Below are 16,868 nucleotides of genomic sequence, written 5' to 3' on the forward strand. Positions count from 1 at the left end.
CTGCCCTCGCTGTGCCGAGGGGGATGGGCGCTGGCGTATAATTTTCCTTCCTTTCCGTGCGGTACGGCCTTGCCGATGAACTGGATCGCCTCGTTGCGTGCTTCCCGCGGTGCGCGGGAACTCGTCTGGGTGCTGCTCGCCGCGCTCGGTGTGTATTTCGCCTTGATTTTCATTGGGTACTCCCCCTCCGATCCGGGTTGGTCCCGCGATGCGGCGGTGGAGTCCATCGCAAACCCCGGCGGGCGGGTCGGGGCCTGGCTGGCGGATCTCTTCCTGTCGCTGTTCGGGATTTCCGCCTGGTGGATGCTCGCGTTTGCGGTGCGGGGTCTGTGGTCCGCCTGGCGCCTGTGGCACGGCCTCGAAGGCCCGGAACGGGGCTGGAGGGCTTCCTTTGCGGTGGCGGCTGCGGGGCTCCTTCTCTTGCTTTTGTCGAGCAGCGCTCTGGAGGCCTTGCGCTTCCATGCCCACACTTTCTCGTTGCCTCAGGGCTCGGGCCCGGGAGGGGTGATCGGCGTGACCTTGGCCGAGACGGTCGCGCGCGAATTCGGTTTCACCGGAGGAACGCTCCTTCTGCTTGCGCTGTGGATGGCTGCCGTCAGCCTGACCTTCGGGATGTCCTGGCTCGATGTGTGTGAGCGCATCGGTGCCGGGGTCGAGACGGCCGTCGGTGCGCTGCAGCGGCACTGGGAGCGGCAACGGGCCGCGGCGCCCGGTGGTGGGGGGAGATTCGTTTTTTCTCGCGGCGAAACAGCGGGTCTGGGCCTCTCTTGGCGTCGGCGATGGGAACGCTTCCTTTCGGGGGTTGGCGCCCTGCGTGCCCGCTGGCAGGCACGGCGTACCGCCCCCGGGCGCAGTGCTGTGCCGCCGCGCGTCGAGCCGAGTCTGGGGACGGAAGAAAGTCCTGCGGTCGCGCCGCGCCCTTCCGTTCGGACGGAAGATGCTCAGGCCGCCGCCAGCAGGTCGGAGACGTCTGACGAAGCGGTGCACAGACCGCCGTCGCCGAAGCAGCCGATCGAGCATGGGCGCAGTCGTGCGGGCGCCGCGCACGTTCCGGCAAACGAAGGGGCGCTCGAGCCGCTGCCGCCCCTGGCACTGCTCGATGCGCCTGCGGCTGCCACGGTGTCGGTGAGCGCCGAGACGATGGCGGCCACCGCCCGGCTCATCGAGAGCAAGCTCGCCGAGTTCGGCGTGCGCGTGCAGGTGGTTGGGACGATTCCCGGCCCGGTGGTGACGCGCTACGAGATCGAGCCGGCCACGGGAGTGAAGGGGGCGCAGATCGTCAACCTGGCCAAGGACCTGGCGCGGGCCCTGTCGCTCGTGTCGATCCGCGTGGTCGAGATCGTGCCGGGGAAATCGTGCATGGCGCTCGAAGTACCCAATCCGAAGCGCCAGATCGTGCGTTTGAGCGAAGTGCTCGACTCGCGCGCCTATCGCGAGATGGCTTCGCCCCTGACGCTGTGCCTGGGCAAGGACATCGCCGGGCAGCCGGTGGTGGCGGATCTGGCCAAGATGCCGCACCTGCTGGTGGCCGGGACCACCGGCTCGGGCAAGTCGGTGGGCATCAACGCCATGATCCTGTCGCTCATCTACAAATCGACGCCGGAACGGGTACGGCTCATCATGGTCGACCCCAAGATGCTGGAGCTGTCGATCTACGAGGGGATCCCGCACCTGCTCGCGCCGGTGGTCACCGACATGCGGCTCGCGGCCCAGGCGCTCGACTGGTGCGTGGGCGAGATGGAGCGGCGCTACAAGCTGATGGCAGCGCTGGGGGTGCGCAACATCGCCGGCTACAACGCCTTGCTCGAGCGGGCGCAGCGCGAGGGCGAATATCTCGGCAACCCCTTTTCGCTCACGCCGGATTCGCCCGAGCCGCTGGAGAAGATGCCCTACATCGTCGTCGTGGTCGACGAGCTCGCCGACCTGATGATGGTGGTGGGCAAGCGCATCGAGGAGCTCATCGCGCGGCTCGCGCAGAAGGCGCGCGCGGCTGGCATCCACCTCATCTTGGCGACGCAGCGGCCTTCGGTGGACGTGATCACCGGGCTCATCAAGGCCAACGTCCCCACGCGCATCGCTTTCCAGGTTTCCTCGAAGATCGATTCGCGCACCATTCTCGATCAGATGGGGGCCGAGACCTTGCTCGGCATGGGGGACATGCTCTACCTCGCGCCCGGAACCGGCATGCCGCAGCGGGTGCACGGGGCCTTCGTCGCCGACGACGAAGTGCATCGGGTGGTCGAATACCTCAAGCGGCTGGGGCCGCCGCGCTACGTCGAGGAGGTGCTCGCCGAGCCCGAGGAGGAAGAGGAAGGGCTGGAAGGTCCGGACGGGGGCGAGGAGAACGACCCTTTGTACGATCAGGCGGTGGAAGTGGTGCTGCGCACGCGCCGGCCCTCGATTTCCTTGGTGCAGCGGCATCTGCGCATCGGGTACAACCGGGCGGCGCGGCTCATCGAGGCGATGGAACGCGCGGGACTGGTGTCGCCGCCGGAGCACAACGGCAACCGCCAGGTGCTGGTGCCGGCGCGGGGAGAAGAGGTGTGAAGAAAGGTTTTGCGGGATGGGTGTTGGCGCTGTGGGCAATGCTGTGGGCTGGAGCGGCCATTGCTCAGCAGAGCGTGGCCGAGGAGGCGGTGCGGCGGCTCGAATCCTTCGTGACGCAGACGGGCGCGGCCCAGGGGCGTTTCCGCCAGGAGGTGCTCGACCCGCAGGGGCGGGTGGTGCAACGCTCCGAGGGGCGTTTCGTCTATGAGCGGCCGAGCCGTTTCCGCTGGGAGGTGACGGCACCGGCGCGCCAGCTGGTGGTGAGCGACGGCAAGACCGTGCAGGTGTGGGACGCGGATCTGGAGCAAGTGGTGGTGACGCCGCTCACGCAGGCGCTCTCCGGCTCGCCGGTGGCGATCCTGGCCGACGCCCAGGCGCTGCACCGCGAGTTCGCCCCCGAGGGGGGGCAAATGGAAGGGGATCACTGGGCGGTGCGCCTGCGGGCTCGCTCGGCAGAGGCCGGCATCGTGCGCGTCGTGGTCGAAGGCGAAGGAGAGCGGCTGCTGCGCATGCGCCTCGAAGATCATTTCGGCCAGACGAGCGAGATCACGTTCACCGAGTTTGCGCGGGCCTGGTCGGTGCCGCCGGCCGAGTTCGCCTTTACTGCGCCGCCCGGCACCAAGGTGCTGGAAAACCAACCGGGGCGTCGATGAGCGGGGAGGCGCGCGCGCCGCTCGCCGAGCGCATGCGTCCGCAGCACCTCGACGAGGTGGTGGGGCAGGAGCATCTGCTCGGGCCGGGCAAGCCGCTGCGGGTTGCCTGGGAGCAGGGGCGGCTCTTCTCCATGATCCTGTGGGGTCCGCCCGGTGTGGGAAAGACCACGCTCGCGCGCTTGCTCGCGCAGGCGGTAGGGGCGCGTTTCATCGCGCTGTCGGCCGTCATGGCGGGGGTGAAGGAGATCCGCGCGGCGATCGACGAAGCCCGGGCCGAGCGCGAGCGCGGCGGTACGACGGTGCTCTTCGTCGACGAGGTGCACCGCTTCAACAAGGCGCAGCAGGACGCCTTCCTGCATCAGGTCGAGGAGGGGTTGGTCACTTTCATCGGCGCCACCACCGAGAACCCTTCGTTCGAAGTGAATTCGGCGCTGTTGTCACGCACCACCGTGCTGCGGCTCGAGCCTCTGGATGCAACGGCGCTCACGACGCTGCTCGCTCGCGCCGAGGCGCGTTTTCCCGAGGAGGCGGTACCCTTGGACGATGCGGCGCGCGCCATGCTGGTGGAGCTGGCCGATGGGGACGCGCGGCGGCTGTTGAACGACGTGGAATGGCTGTGGCAGGCGGCGCGAGCCCGGGGGCAGGCGGTGATCGACGTGCCGTTCGCGCGTTCGGTGATGGGCGAGCGGCTGCGGCGCTTCGACAAGGGAGGCGACGCCTTCTATGACCAGATCTCGGCCCTGCACAAGGCGGTGCGCGGCTCCGACCCCGACGCCGCGCTCTATTGGTTCGTGCGTATGCTCGACGGTGGCGCCGATCCGCTCTATCTGGGGCGGCGCATCGTACGCATGGCGAGCGAAGACGTGGGCCTTGCCGATCCGCGCTCGCTCACGCTCGCGCTCGATGCCTGCGCCGCCTACGAGCGGCTGGGTTCCCCCGAAGGGGAGCTGGCGCTTGCCGAGGCGGTGGTGTATCTGGCCTGTGCGCCGAAGTCGAACGCCGTCTACCTTGCCTACAACGCCGCGCGCGCTTTCGTGCGTCAGGACGGCTCGCGCCCGGTGCCGGTGCATCTGAGGAATGCCCCCACCCGGCTCATGAAGGAGCTGGGCTTCGGCAAGACCTACCGCTATCCGCACGACGAGCCAGAAGGATACGCTGCCGGCGAGCGCTATTTCCCCGACGGGATGGCGCCGCAGCGCTGGTACCGGCCGGTGGAACGGGGGTTGGAGGCGAAGATCCGCGCCAAACTGGAGCACCTGCGCGAGCTGGATGCGCAGGCGCAACGGCGCCGCTCATGAACCCGCGTTGTCGGGAGCACGCAAGGGGTGATCGGCGAGCAGCCGCTTGCAGGCTTCGTGCGCCTGCTGCGCCTTGGCGGCATTGCCGTCTTCAATGGCGCGCTCGGCGATCTCGAGCAGCCAGTTGGTCAGCACGACGATGCCTTCGTCGGATTGGGAGAGGCTGCAGGCGATGAGGCCGGCGGCTTCGGCGGGGAGGTCATGATGCTCGGCCAGCAGCCCGATTTCTTCTTCGGTGAGGCTGCAATAGTCGAGGCAGTCGCGCAAGGTCAGCATGGCTCTATCCTGCCCAGGTTCAGCAAGTTCAGCATAGGTTCTGCCGAACCTTCTGTCCAATCGAATTTTCTTTTTGTTTTCAGTCTATTTCGTTGTCTGAGCCTATCGGGGAAATTTTTTACAGATCATGTCGTGGATGCCCCGCTTGGGCTCGGGGTTTGCTACACTTCGCGCTTGTCCGCGTTGGCCGCATCCAGGCGCGCGCGAGGCGAGCGCAAGCCGCGGGGCACGGTTTTTTTCCCTTTTCAGCAAAGGAGGCGACGAGATGTTGCAGACCCTTTTCGGACGGTTGCCGTTCGTGAAAACCGCTGCGGTGTCGTGGCGGCGCGTGGCGGCAGCGACCGCGTTGACGTGCTGCGCGGCGGTGGGCGCGGCGCAGGCGGCTTCGGACGACAAGCAGCTCAATATCTACAACTGGTCGGATTACATCGCCCCGACTACCCTCCCCAATTTCGAGAAGGAAACCGGAATCAAGGTGCGCTACGACACCTTCGATTCGAACGAGACGCTGTTTGCCAAGCTCGCCGCGGGCAACACCGGCTACGACATCGTCGTTCCTTCGGCCCACTGGGCGGCGATCGAGATCAAGGCGGGATTCTTCAAACCGATCGACAAATCCAAGATCCCCAATTACAAGAACCTCGATCCCGAGCTCATGAAGCTGCTCGCGACGATGGATCCGGGCAACCAGTACCTCATTCCCTGGATGTGGGGCTATACCACGGTGGGGATCAACGTCGACAAGGTGCAAAAGGCGCTCGATGGGATGCCCATGCCCGAGAATCCCTGGGATCTGCTCTTCAAGCCCGAGTATGCGAGCAAGCTGAAGAGCTGCGGCATTTCGCTGCTCGATTCCGGTGGCGACATCATGGAGGCGGCGTTCAATTATCTGAACATTCCCGTGGATAGCCACAATCCGGAGGATTTCCGCCGCGCCTGGGAGATGGTCGACAAGATCCGCCCCTACGTGACGCAGCTCTCCTCGAGCGGCTACATCAACGATCTGGCCGGCGGCAATCTCTGCCTGTCCTTCGGCTGGTCCGGCGACATCGGTATCGCCGCCAACCGGGCCAAGGAAGCGAAGAATGGGGTGAACATCAAGGTGTTCCCGCCCACGCACGGCGGGGTACTGCTCGTCGATACGGTGGCGATTCCGGCCGACGCGAAGCACGTCGACAATGCCTACAAGTTTCTCGACTATCGGTTGCGGCCGGAGGTGATCGCGGCCGACACCAATACCGTTTTCTATGCCAATCCGGTGCCGGCGTCCTTGCCGTATGTCGACGCCTCGATCAAGAGCAACGACTATGTGTTCCTCAAGCCGGAGCTGATGCGCAAGCTCCGTCCGCCGAAAGTCTATAGCAATGAGGAACGGCGCTTGGTGACGCAGTACTATACGAAATTCCGCACCAATCGCTGAATGAAGTTTTGCATGAAGTGACTCTACGCGCCCCGGTTCCGACCGGGGCGCAAATCTTTCTCCCATCACTTTCTGAGGAGTTTCGGCACCGTCATGAACCAGACCGTCGCTGCTCGCGCCGATGCCGCCGGGGGTGCGCCCGATTTCCTGAAGATCGAGTCCATACGCAAAGAGTATGACGAAGTCGTTGCCGTCAATAATGTGAACCTGGCCATCGAGCAGGGCGAGATCTTTGCCCTGCTCGGTTCGTCGGGCTGTGGCAAGACGACGCTGCTGCGGATGCTGGCCGGTTTCGAGGTACCGACGGCCGGACGCATCGTACTCGACGGCCAGGACATCACGGCTCTGCCGCCTTACGAGCGGCCGATCAACATGATGTTCCAGTCCTACGCCCTCTTCCCCCATCTGACGGTGTATGACAACATCGCCTTCGGTCTCAAGCGCGAGGGGATGCCCAAGGCGCAGATCGCCGAGCGCGTCGAGCAGATGCTCGATCTGGTACAGCTCAAGCCTTATGCCAAAAGAAAGCCGCATCAGCTCTCGGGCGGGCAGCAGCAGCGCGTGGCGCTGGCGCGCAGCCTGGCCAAGCGTCCCAAGCTGCTGCTGCTCGACGAGCCGATGGGGGCGTTGGATCGCAAACTGCGCGAGCGCACGCAGATCGAATTGGTCCATATCCTGCGGCAGGTGGGACTGACCTGTGTCATCGTCACCCATGACCAGGAAGAGGCGATGACGATGGCCGATCGCATCGCAGTGATGCGCGAGGGCCGTTTCCTGCAGATCGGCACGCCCAGCGAGGTCTATGAGAATCCGAAGAACCGCTTCGTGGCCGATTTCATCGGCAGCGTCAATCTCTTCGACGGGGAGCTCGTGGTCGATGAGCCGCATTACTGCGAGATCCAGACGCCGGAGTGCCTGTTCCACGTCGGGCACGGCGTGGAGGGGAAACAGGGGATGACGCTCACCGTGGCCCTTCGTCCCGAGAAGATCTCGCTCGAGCCCGGCTGGCAGGATCTTCCCTACAACGCCGTACAGGGGACGGTGGCGGCGCGCAGCTACATGGGCAGCTATACCGCCTATGAGATCGAGTTGCCCTCGGGGCGCCGTTTGCGCGTCACCGTCACCAACGTCGATCGCTATGAGGAGCCCTATGAGCTTGGGGTGCGCGTGACGGCGCATTGGATGCCGTCGGCGCCCGTGGTCATCGTCGAGTGAAACGCCCGCTGCAGGAGATCGCCATGCTGCGTCGCCCCTGGTTGCCGCCGGGTCGCTGGTTCGTGATCGGCGTGCCGGAGTTCTTCCTCTTCGTCTTTCTGCTGCTGCCTTTCCTGATCCTGCTCAAGATCAGTTTTTCCCACGCCGATGCCGTCGGGGTGGGGTTCGAACCTCTGATCTCGTGGCTGGAAGAGGGCACGCTCAGCATCAAGCTGCATTTCGATGCCTATCTGAGCGTGATGCAGGACGACGTCTATCTGCTCACCTATCTCTCGTCGGTGGGCTATGCCCTGCTGACGACCTTGCTGTGCCTCGTCATCGGCTATCCCTTCGCCTATTTCCTGGCCCAGAGTTTCCCGACGCTGCGGCCGGTGATGCTGATGCTCATCATGCTGCCGTTCTGGACGCCGTTCCTCATCCGCATTTATGCGTGGAAGAACATCCTGGACGCCAACGGCCTGCTCAACCAGTTCCTGCTGTGGGCTGGCATCGTGGATGAGCCGCTGCAGTTGATGTTTACCAAGTTTTCCTTCATGGTGGGCATGGTCTATGGCTATATCCCCTTCATGATCCTGCCGTTGTACGCCAACCTCGTCAAGCTCGACCGGCGGCTGCTGGAAGCGGCGGCCGATCTGGGGGCGCGGCCTTGGCAGCGTTTCTGGCTGGTGACCGTGCCCTTGTCGCGCGAGGGGATTCTCGCCGGCTCGCTCCTCGTCTTCATCCCGGCGGTGGGGGAATACGTGATCCCCGAGCTGCTCGGCGGCATCTCGATCCTGAACATCGGCCGCATGATGTGGAACGAATTCTTCATCAACCTCGACTGGCAGCGGGCCGCGGCGGTGACGATGCTGATGGTGCTCATCATCCTCTTCCCGATCTGGCTCTTCAACCGCTACCAGATGCGCCTGATGGAGGCCCGGCGATGAGACGTTTCCCGTGGCTGGCGACGCTGTGGACGGTGCTCGTCTATGGCTTCCTGTACCTGCCGATCGTGGTACTGGTGATCTATTCCTTCAACGATTCGCGCATGGTCACGGTCTGGGGCGGGTGGACCTTGCGCTGGTACGCCGAGGCGGCGGCCGACCAGGTGGTGATCGACGCCTTGGTGCTGTCGCTGGAGATCGCGGTGGCCACCGCCACCGCTTCCGTGGTGCTGGGCACCTGTGCCGCCTACGCCTTGACACGCTATCGGCGCTTCCCCGGCAAAGGGCTCTTCACCTTGCTCCTCAACGTGCCGCTGGTATTGCCGACGGTGGTGCTGGCGATGGTGCTGCTGCTCTTCTTCGTCAGCATGGAGCATCTCTTCGGTTTTCCGCAGAAGGGGTTTACGACGCTCTTCATCGGCCATACGGTGATGTGCGTCTCTTACGCCGCGATCACCATCATGTCGCGGTTGCGGGAAGTGGATCCGGCGCTGGAGGAGGCGGCGATGGATCTGGGGGCGCGTCCTTCGCAGGTGTTCTTCCTCGTGACCTTGCCGGCCATTTTTCAAGCGGTGGCCTCGGCCTGGCTGCTGACGCTGTCACTGTCGCTCGACGAGGTGGTGATCTCGGCCTTTCTCTCGGGGCCGGGAACGTCGCCGCTGCCGGTGGTGATCTTCTCGCGGGCCCGTTTGGGACTCAATCCCGAGATCAACGTCATCGGCGCCGTCACCGTCTATCTGGTGCTGGCCGGTCTGCTCCTGGCCAGCGTCTGGATGGCGCGGCGGGCCAAGCAGCGGGCGCGTGAAAATGCGGCCTTGCTGCGCCAGGCCCAGGTGGAGGCCTTGACTTCGTCTTCGGCCTCCTGACGGCCCGCTGGCGTTGCCGGGCGGGCGAGGTTGCTGGTATCGTTGCGTCTTTCTTTTCGTGACGTTCAGGATGGTGTGATGCTCGACGTTCAGTGGTTGCGTTCCCGGCTCGACGAAGTGAAGGCGGCGCTCGCGCGGCGTGGCGCGAAGATCGACTGGTCCCGGTTCGAGGCGCTCGAGTCCGAACGAAAAGATCTACAGACACGCACCCAGGAACTGCAGGCGCAGCGCAACGCCCTTTCGAAGGAAGTGGGACGGCGCAAGGGGCGGGGCGAGGATGCTTCCGACCTGCTCGCCCAGCTCGCGCTGATCACCGCCGAGCTCGACGCGTGCGAAGAGCGGCTCTCGGCCTTGCTCACCGAGTTGGAATCCTTCTTCGCCACCCTACCCAATATCCCTCATCCTTCCGTTCCCGACGGAACGAGCGAGGCCGACAACGTGGAGGTGGCGCGCTGGGGCTCGCCGCGGGTGTTCGATTTTCCGGTGCGCGATCACGTCGACGTGGGTACGCCCCTGGGGCTGGATTTCGAGGCGGCAGCGAAAATCGCCGGGGCGCGCTTTTCCGTGATGCGCGGCGACGTGGCGCGGCTGCATCGGGCGCTGGGGCAGTTCATGCTCGATCTGCACACGCGCGAGCATGGCTACCTCGAAGTCTATGTGCCCTATCTCGTCAATGCGCGCAGCCTCTTCGGGACGGGGCAGCTGCCCAAGTTCGCCGAGGATCTCTTTGCCGTGCCGCGCGATGCGGAGAATTTCTACCTCATTCCCACCGCCGAGGTGCCGGTGACCAACCTGGTGCGCGATGAGATCGTGGAGGAATCGGCATTGCCGCTGAAGTTTGTTGCGCACACGCCATGCTTTCGCTCGGAGGCCGGTGCTTATGGGCGCGACACGCGCGGCATGATCCGCCAGCATCAGTTCGACAAGGTGGAGCTGGTGCGCATCGAGCATCCGGATCGTTCTTGGGAGGCGCTCGAGGAGCTCACCGGGCACGCGGAGACGGTGCTCCAGCGCCTGGGCCTGCCCTATCGCAAGGTGGCTTTGTGCGCCGGGGATCTTGGGTTTTCCGCGGCAAAGACCTATGATTTGGAAGTGTGGCTGCCGGGGCAGAATACCTACCGCGAGATTTCTTCGTGCTCGAACTTCGAGTCCTTCCAGGCCCGCCGGCTGCAGGCACGGTTTCGGCCGGCCGGCGGCAAGGGCAAGCCCCAGCCAGTGCATACCTTGAACGGTTCGGGGCTGGCGGTGGGACGGACCTTGGTGGCGGTGCTGGAGAACTACCAGCAGCGCGATGGTTCGGTGGTCGTGCCCGAGTCACTGCGGCCGTGGATGGGGGGGCAGGAAGTGATCGAGCCCCGTCGGTGATCAAGCGCACAAAGGGGGGAGCATGGGCGTGATCGTGGGAGTGGCGAGCGCACCGCAGCCGCAGGAGCGGCGGGTGGCGCTGGTGCCGGAGCTGGTGAAGAAATACGAGGCGCAGGGAGCGCAGGTGCTGATGGCTGCCGGCGCGGCCAAGCGGGCGCATTGGGCCGACGAGGCGTTTCCGGGGGTGGAGATCGTGCCCGAGCCGGCGGAGGTGTTCCGCCGCGCGCAGCTCGTGCTGTGCGTGCAGCCGCCGCGCGACGAGGAGCTCGCGCTCATGCCCGAAGGCTCGGTCCTGGTGGGAGCGTTGCACCCCTGGGGCAGCCGCGAGCGCGTCGAGCGCCTACTCGAGCGGCGCATCACCGCCTTCGCGCTCGAGCTCTTGCCGCGCATCTCGCGCGCGCAGAGCATGGACATCCTTTCTTCCCAGGCGACGGTGGCCGGCTACGAGGCGGCGCTGATCGCCGCCGATCACAGCCCGAAGTTCTTTCCCATGCTCACCTATGCCGCCGGTACCATCCGTCCGGCCAAGGTACTGGTGATCGGGGCCGGAGTGGCGGGGCTGCAGGCGATCGCCACCGCCCGGCGCCTGGGGGCGGCAGTGGAAGCCTACGATGTGCGCCCGGAGACGCGCGAGCAGGTGGAGTCGCTCGGGGCGAAGTTCCTCGACACGGGGGTGCGGGCGGTGGGCGAGGGCGGCTACGCGCGCGAGCTCACCGAAGAGGAGAAGGCGATCCAGGCGGAGAAGCTCGGCAAGGCGGTGGGCCAGGCCGACGCGCTCATCACCACGGCTTCCATTCCGGGGCGGCCGGCGCCGCGCATCATCACCGCCGAGATGATCGCGCGCATGCGCCCCGGGGCGGTGGTGGTCGATCTGGCCGCCGAGACGGGGGGCAACGTCGAGGGTACGGTGCCGGGCGAGAAGACCTGGGTCGGCGAGGTGCTGCTGATCGGCCCGACCTTCGTGCCCAGCCGCATGCCGGTGCATGCCTCCGAGATGTTCTCCAAGAACGTGTTCAACTTCGTTTCGCTCTTCCTGCGCGAAGGAAGCTTGGCGCTGGCGTGGGACGACGAGGTGCTCGCCGGCACCTGCATGACGCACGCCGGCGAGCTCAAGAGCGAGCGGGTTCGCCAATGGCTGGGTCTGTGAGGAGGGAGCGGTGATGGACGGTTTGAGCGCGTTGTTCATTTTCATGTTGGCGGCGTTTACGGGCTACGAGGTGATCGCGCGGGTGCCGGTCATCCTGCACACACCCTTGATGTCGGGTTCGAATTTCATCCACGGGGTGGTGCTGATCGGGGGAATGATCGTGCTCGGGCAGGCGCCGTCCGACGATCCGGCCTCGCTCGCGCTGGGCTTCATCGCCGTGCTGCTGGGGGCGGCCAATGCCGCCGGCGGCTACGTCGTCACCGAGCGGATGCTGGCGATGTTCAAATCGAACAAGGGCGCCGGGGAGGGCGGGCGATGAGCACGTTCATCCATTTCATCTATTTCCTGGTGGCGATCGCTTTCATCCTCGGGTTGAAGGCGATGAGCTCTCCGGCCACGGCGCGCCGCGGCGTGCAGTGGGCGGGCTACGCCATGGTCGCGGCGGTGCTCGTCACTTTCTATTTGCCGGGGATGCACAACTACGGCTTGATGATCACCGCGATCGTCATCGGGGCGGCGATCGCCTGGTATTTGGGCAAGACGGTGAAGATGACCGACATGCCGCAGATGGTGGCCATCTACAACGGCATGGGTGGCGGGGCGGCGGCGGCGATCGCCGCGGTGGAGTTTTTGCGGCAGGACGCCGTGCATCACGCCTCGGTCGGCTTGCTCGCCGCGCTCGGGGCGATCATCGGCGCGGTGGCCTTTTCCGGTAGCTGCGTGGCCTTTGCCAAGCTGCAGGGGCTCTTGAAGAAGACCTACCAGGTGCCGCAGCAGAACAACGTCGTGTTCTTCCTCGCGCTCTTTACCTTCGGCATCGGTTTGACGATCGGTTTTTCCTCGCATCCGGGCGGTTTCGAGCTCACGATCTTCTTCCTGCTCGCGCTCGCTCTGGGGGCGCTGCTCACCCTGCCCATCGGTGGGGCGGACATGCCGGTGGTCATTTCGCTCCTCAACGCCTTCACGGGCCTGGCGGTCGGCTTCGAAGGGTACGTGCTCGCCAATCCCTTGCTGATCGTGGCCGGCACGGTGGTCGGCGCTTCCGGTACGCTGCTCACGCTCCTCATGGCCAAGGCGATGAACCGTTCGATCCGCACCGTGATCTTTGCGCCGATCACCGGCGAGGCGCAGGAGACGCAAGGGGAGGTGAGCGGTTCGCTCAAGGAATATTCGCCCGACGACGCGGCGGCTACCCTGCGCTACGCGCAGAAGGTGATCATCGTGCCGGGCTACGGCATGGCGGTGGCCGGCGCCCAGCACAAGGTGTGGGAGATGGCGCAGCTGCTCGAAGAGGCGGGGGTGGAGGTGAAGTTCGCCATCCACCCGGTGGCGGGGCGCATGCCGGGACACATGAACGTGCTGCTCGCAGAGGCCGGCGTGCCCTACGACAAGATCTTCGACCTGGAGGAGATCAACGCCGAGTTCGCCCAGACCGACGTCGCCCTGGTGATCGGCGCGAACGACGTGGTCAACCCCGCGGCGCGCACCAACAAGTCGAGCCCCATCTACGGCATGCCCATCCTCAACGTGGATCAGGCGCGCGAGGTGCTGGTGATCAAGCGCGGCAAGGGTACGGGGTACTCCGGCATCGAGAACGAGCTCTTCTACCGCGACAACTGCCACATGGTCTATGGCAGCGCGCAGGAGGTGGTCGCCCGCATCATCCAGCGCCTGAAGGAGTTGGAAGCCTGAGCGTCTGTGGGCCCGGGCCCGTGCAGGAATCGCCGCGGTCGGGGCAGCAGTTTGATTCATTGGCTTGGAGAGCGGGGATGCGCCGTGTCCTTGCATTGGCCGCGTGGGTGTGCTGCGGCGGCGTCTGGGCGCAAGGCGGGGTGCTGCCTCAGCCGGTGCCGCCGCTTGCGGCGCCTGAAGTGCGGCGGGACTTGCCCACGTCGCCGCTGCGTGAAGGGCCGGATCCGGGCTTTGCTGGTATCTGGGCGACTTCGATCGACCTGCAGACGCTCGCCCTGATGCTGCAGCTGCGCGACTGGTGCCTGAACCGCAGCATTCCCGACGAAGCGCTGCAACGTCAGCTCGAACGGCTCGGCACGCTCACGGGGCGCGAGGAGAATTGCCGGACGGTGTTGTCGCGCTGAATCGGCTTTATTCCATCCCTCTGACGTGCAGGGGTTCGCCCGACGTGACGGCCGGGCCGAACCACGGTCCTTGTTGCAATCGAACGCCCAAGGCGGCGAGGAAATCGCGTTGTCCTGCCGTGGCCACGCCTTGGGCGCGCACTTCGAGCTGCATCGCCTGCGCGAGCGATACCGTCCCGCCGACGAGCGCCTCCAGCCGCTCGTCCCGTCCCAGACCCGAGATCCACGAGGCAGGCAGCATCAGCCCGCTCCAGGGGAGCCGGGCGAGCTGCTCGAGCGGCAAGGCGGCCTCGTCGAGCCCGGCGGCGATCCAGCGGATGCCGCGTTGGGAGAGCGCGAGCAGCGTCGCTGCGGCTTCGGTGTCGAGCGCAGCGCAGGCGGGCAGATCGAGGGCGAATTCGAGCGCCTCGGGGCGGATGCCGGCGGCGAGCGCCATCTCCACCGATTGGGTCAGAGCCGGGTCGCGCAGTGCCTCCGCGGCCAGCGAAAGGGTGATGCGACCGGGCAGGCGGGGGGCGAGCACGGTCAGTCCGGCGAAGGCAGAGCGGGTCAGGCGCGGGATGGCTTGCGCCCGGCGCGCGAGTTCGGTGAGCCGTTCGGGGGCGAGGCCGGCGAAGGCGGGATGGTTCCACACGAGTCGGGCATGGGCGCCGGCAAGCCGCCGCTGCTGGAGATCGACGAGCGGCTCCAACTGCAAGGCGAAGGATTCTTCGGGGCTCTTCCTGAGCGCAACGGCGAGCGGATCGAGCGGCGGGACCGCCGGGGCGGAGGGAGTGACGGCAGGGGCGAATCGCGGCAGGCGTTCGAAGACGAGGACGCGCCATCCTCGTTGGGGCCCGTCGAGCACGCGGGCGCGCACCGGCGCTTCGCCCAGCCCCTCGATCCGGGCGAGCGGTGCTTCGCCCTCCGGCGGCCAGGCGACGGCGGCAAAGCGCGACAGCGGCTGCAGCAGCCATTCCCTCCGTTCGGCAGGGAAGAAGGGTCGAGCGGCATCGTTGAGCGCGGCGATGCGCCCGGCTTCATCCAGCACCACCACCGGCTGGGGCACGGCGGCGGCGAGTCGCGGCCAAAAGGCATCGGTGTGCGCGACGTCGCGGTATACCTCACCGATCAGGTCGGGTGAGAAGAGGATGGCATGCAGACCCGGGCGCAGGCGGGCGGCGGCGATGAAGCGGAAGAGTCGCGAGCGGCCGCCCGGCAGCGCCATGCGGATGCTGCCGCGGCTTTGCCCCTGGATGAACCAGCGGGCCCGTGCCTGCAGGAATTCCTTGTCCGAGGGGAAGAGGTTGGCGAGCGGCTGCCGGATCAGGTCGCGGTAGTCGCGCTCGAGCAGGCGGCAGGCGGCGGTGTTCGCCTCCAGGATGGTTTCGTCGCTGGTGAGGATGAGCCCTTCGTCGATGAGCTCGAGGAGGGCGAGGTACAGGCCCGTTTCCGCGCCCTCGGAGAAATCGGGCCGGAAAGGTTCGCTGGGCGGTTGGGTTTCCATGGTGACGGAGGCTCGGCGCACAATGGGCGATAGGGACACGATATCACCTTCGGTCAACGCGCAGTGGCGAAATAAGACCGGCGTAATGAGCGTTTATCCGTGCTTGGAACGGGCGGCGCGGCTGGATTTTGCTTGTGCGGTCTGGGTCGAGAAGGGGTAAGGGAACCGATTTTTGTTGCAACGCAGCATGGGCGTGGTAAACTCACTCTACCCAACAATCTCGAGCAAAGGAGAAGAAAAATGGCAAGGGACTTCAACGCGATCATGGGCTACCGTTTCGAGGAGCTGCACGTCGGGATGACGGCGGAGACGAGCCGTACCGTCACCGACGCCGACATCCTCATGTTCGCCGGCGTTTCGGGCGACATGAACCCGGTGCACATGGACGACGAGTTCGCCGCCACGACCATGTTCAAGGGGCGCATCGCCCACGGCTTTCTCACCGTGAGCTTCGTCTCGTCGGTGCTGGGCACGAAGATGCCGGGCCCGGGGGCGGTATATGTGTCACAGACGGTGCGCTTCCTCTCGCCGGTGCGCGCCGGCGACACGGTGGTGTCGCGTGCGACCGTCATCGGGCTGCTGCCGGAGAAACGGCGCGTCACGCTGGACACGCGTTGCATCGTGCGCGACAAGGTGGTGCTCGAAGGCGAAGCGGTGGTCTTCATTCCGCCGCGTTGATGCAGCGCAGCATTTCTGGAAAGGAAAGGCGCCGGGGCAGTCCGACCGGCGCCTTCTCGCGTCAACGGGGCTTGGTCTTGTCGCGCTCGATCAGCGCATAGGCCGAGTGGTTGTGGATGGACTCGAAGTTCTCCGATTCGGCGACGTAATGCACGATGCGCGGATCGGCATCGAGCCGGGCGGCGACGTCGCGCACCATGTCTTCGACGAACTTTGGGTTGTCGTAGGCGTGCTCGGTGACGTATTTCTCGTCGGGGCGCTTCAAGAGCCCATAGAGTTCGCTGGAGGCTTCTTTCTCGGCCAGTTGCACGAGCTCTTCGATCCAGACGTGATCGATCGTGCGCGCGGTGATGGTGACGTGCGAGCGCTGGTTGTGCGCGCCGTAAGCCGAGATCTTCTTCGAGCAGGGGCACAGGCTCGTGACCGGTACCACCACTTTCATGGTGAAGCGGTACTCGCCGCCGGCGAGGATCTCGCCGATGAAGGTGACGTCGTAGTCCATCAGGCTCGCTACGCCGGTGACCGGGGCGCGTTTCTCGATGAAGTAGGGAAAGCTCATCTCGATGTGGCCGGTCTCGGCTTCGAGCCGCTCGACCATCTGCCGCAGCATGGGTTCGAAATTCTCGACCGAGATCTCGCGCTCGTGGGCGTTGAGGATCTCGACGAAGCGCGACATGTGCGTGCCCTTGAAGTTGTGCGGCAGCCCCACGTACATGTTGAAGGTGGCGACGGTGTGCTGCACGCCGCCGCTGCGGTCACTCACGCGGATGGGGTGGCGGATGCTCTTGATGCCGACCTTGTCGATGGCCATGTGGCGGTGATCGGCGAAGGATTGCACGTCGGGGATGGGTTGGATCGCTTGGTCCATGTCGGGTTCTCTCGTCTCGTTCTTGGGGGG

At 65.7% G+C, this 16,868-nt stretch carries 16 protein-coding genes; 13 read left to right on the forward strand and 3 right to left on the reverse strand.

What is annotated here, in order from left to right; translation table 11 throughout:
* Nucleotides 1-75: 75 nt before the first annotated feature.
* Genes OA56_RS04590 through OA56_RS04600 form a run of 3 tightly spaced genes read left to right on the forward strand, consistent with a single transcriptional unit; the run spans nt 76 to nt 4,498 of the window.
* Nucleotides 76-2,547, forward strand: a complete 2,472-nt coding sequence (locus OA56_RS04590) for a DNA translocase FtsK (RefSeq protein WP_461583709.1) — start codon at nt 76-78, stop codon at nt 2,545-2,547.
* On the forward strand, nt 2,544-3,200 hold the full coding sequence (gene lolA, locus OA56_RS04595) for an outer membrane lipoprotein chaperone LolA (protein WP_461583711.1): 657 nt from the start codon (nt 2,544-2,546) through the stop codon (nt 3,198-3,200). The genes OA56_RS04590 and lolA overlap by 4 nt, the downstream gene beginning before the upstream one ends.
* The gene (locus OA56_RS04600) at nt 3,197-4,498 is read left to right on the forward strand and encodes a replication-associated recombination protein A (RefSeq protein WP_055423483.1); all 1,302 of its coding nucleotides are present in this window, start codon (nt 3,197-3,199) and stop codon (nt 4,496-4,498) included. The genes lolA and OA56_RS04600 overlap by 4 nt, the downstream gene beginning before the upstream one ends.
* On the opposite strand, the gene OA56_RS04605 is transcribed toward OA56_RS04600, so the two are convergent.
* Nucleotides 4,493-4,774 (reverse strand): hypothetical protein, encoded by a 282-nt coding sequence (locus tag OA56_RS04605; protein WP_055423484.1) that lies wholly within the window; start codon nt 4,772-4,774, stop codon nt 4,493-4,495. The genes OA56_RS04600 and OA56_RS04605 overlap by 6 nt on opposite strands.
* 265 nt (nt 4,775-5,039) lie before the next feature.
* On the opposite strand from OA56_RS04605, the gene OA56_RS04610 reads away from it, so the two are divergent.
* The 9 genes from OA56_RS04610 to OA56_RS04650 all read left to right on the forward strand — a co-directional run bounded on the left by OA56_RS04610 (nt 5,040) and on the right by OA56_RS04650 (nt 13,806).
* On the forward strand, nt 5,040-6,194 hold the full coding sequence (locus tag OA56_RS04610) for a polyamine ABC transporter substrate-binding protein (RefSeq protein ID WP_141055067.1): 1,155 nt from the start codon (nt 5,040-5,042) through the stop codon (nt 6,192-6,194).
* A 93-nt stretch (nt 6,195-6,287) separates the two neighbouring features.
* The gene (locus tag OA56_RS04615) at nt 6,288-7,409 is read left to right on the forward strand and encodes an ABC transporter ATP-binding protein (RefSeq protein WP_461583714.1); all 1,122 of its coding nucleotides are present in this window, start codon (nt 6,288-6,290) and stop codon (nt 7,407-7,409) included.
* 23 nt (nt 7,410-7,432) lie between these two features.
* Nucleotides 7,433-8,335, forward strand: coding sequence for an ABC transporter permease (locus tag OA56_RS04620; protein ID WP_461583716.1), 903 nt, complete (start codon nt 7,433-7,435; stop codon nt 8,333-8,335).
* A complete protein-coding gene (locus OA56_RS04625; protein WP_141055062.1) occupies nt 8,332-9,198 on the forward strand; it encodes an ABC transporter permease in 867 nt (288 codons plus the stop codon). Before OA56_RS04620 ends, OA56_RS04625 begins: the two co-directional genes overlap by 4 nt.
* A 78-nt stretch (nt 9,199-9,276) precedes the next feature.
* Complete coding sequence (gene serS, locus OA56_RS04630; RefSeq protein WP_461583719.1) at nt 9,277-10,563, forward strand: serine--tRNA ligase; 1,287 nt, start codon at nt 9,277-9,279, stop codon at nt 10,561-10,563.
* Between the two features lie 22 nt (nt 10,564-10,585).
* Nucleotides 10,586-11,710, forward strand: coding sequence for an NAD(P) transhydrogenase subunit alpha (locus OA56_RS04635; protein ID WP_461583721.1), 1,125 nt, complete (start codon nt 10,586-10,588; stop codon nt 11,708-11,710).
* Nucleotides 11,711-11,723: 13 nt separating this feature from the next.
* Nucleotides 11,724-12,029, forward strand: coding sequence for an NAD(P) transhydrogenase subunit alpha part 2 (locus OA56_RS04640; RefSeq protein ID WP_141055053.1), 306 nt, complete (start codon nt 11,724-11,726; stop codon nt 12,027-12,029).
* A complete protein-coding gene (locus OA56_RS04645; RefSeq protein WP_141055049.1) occupies nt 12,026-13,402 on the forward strand; it encodes an NAD(P)(+) transhydrogenase (Re/Si-specific) subunit beta in 1,377 nt (458 codons plus the stop codon). Before OA56_RS04640 ends, OA56_RS04645 begins: the two co-directional genes overlap by 4 nt.
* A 77-nt stretch (nt 13,403-13,479) precedes the next feature.
* Nucleotides 13,480-13,806, forward strand: coding sequence for a hypothetical protein (locus tag OA56_RS04650; RefSeq protein WP_461583724.1), 327 nt, complete (start codon nt 13,480-13,482; stop codon nt 13,804-13,806).
* 7 nt (nt 13,807-13,813) lie between these two features.
* Here the strand turns inward: OA56_RS04650 and OA56_RS04655 are convergent, their stop codons facing one another.
* Complete coding sequence (locus tag OA56_RS04655; protein ID WP_170210772.1) at nt 13,814-15,292, reverse strand: EAL domain-containing protein; 1,479 nt, start codon at nt 15,290-15,292, stop codon at nt 13,814-13,816.
* A 240-nt stretch (nt 15,293-15,532) separates the two neighbouring features.
* On the opposite strand from OA56_RS04655, the gene OA56_RS04660 reads away from it, so the two are divergent.
* Nucleotides 15,533-15,970: a MaoC family dehydratase gene (locus OA56_RS04660; RefSeq protein WP_055423494.1), complete on the forward strand. Its 438-nt coding sequence runs from the start codon at nt 15,533-15,535 to the stop codon at nt 15,968-15,970.
* A gap of 61 nt (nt 15,971-16,031) precedes the next feature.
* Here OA56_RS04660 and folE2 read toward each other — a convergent pair whose 3' ends face one another.
* Nucleotides 16,032-16,838 carry a GTP cyclohydrolase FolE2 gene (gene folE2 / locus OA56_RS04665; protein ID WP_055423495.1) on the reverse strand — a complete coding sequence of 269 codons (807 nt, stop codon included), beginning with the start codon at nt 16,836-16,838 and terminating at the stop codon, nt 16,032-16,034.
* Between the last annotated feature and the right edge of the window lie 30 nt (nt 16,839-16,868).

It is taken from the genome of Tepidiphilus sp. HLB4 (assembly GCF_054823945.1).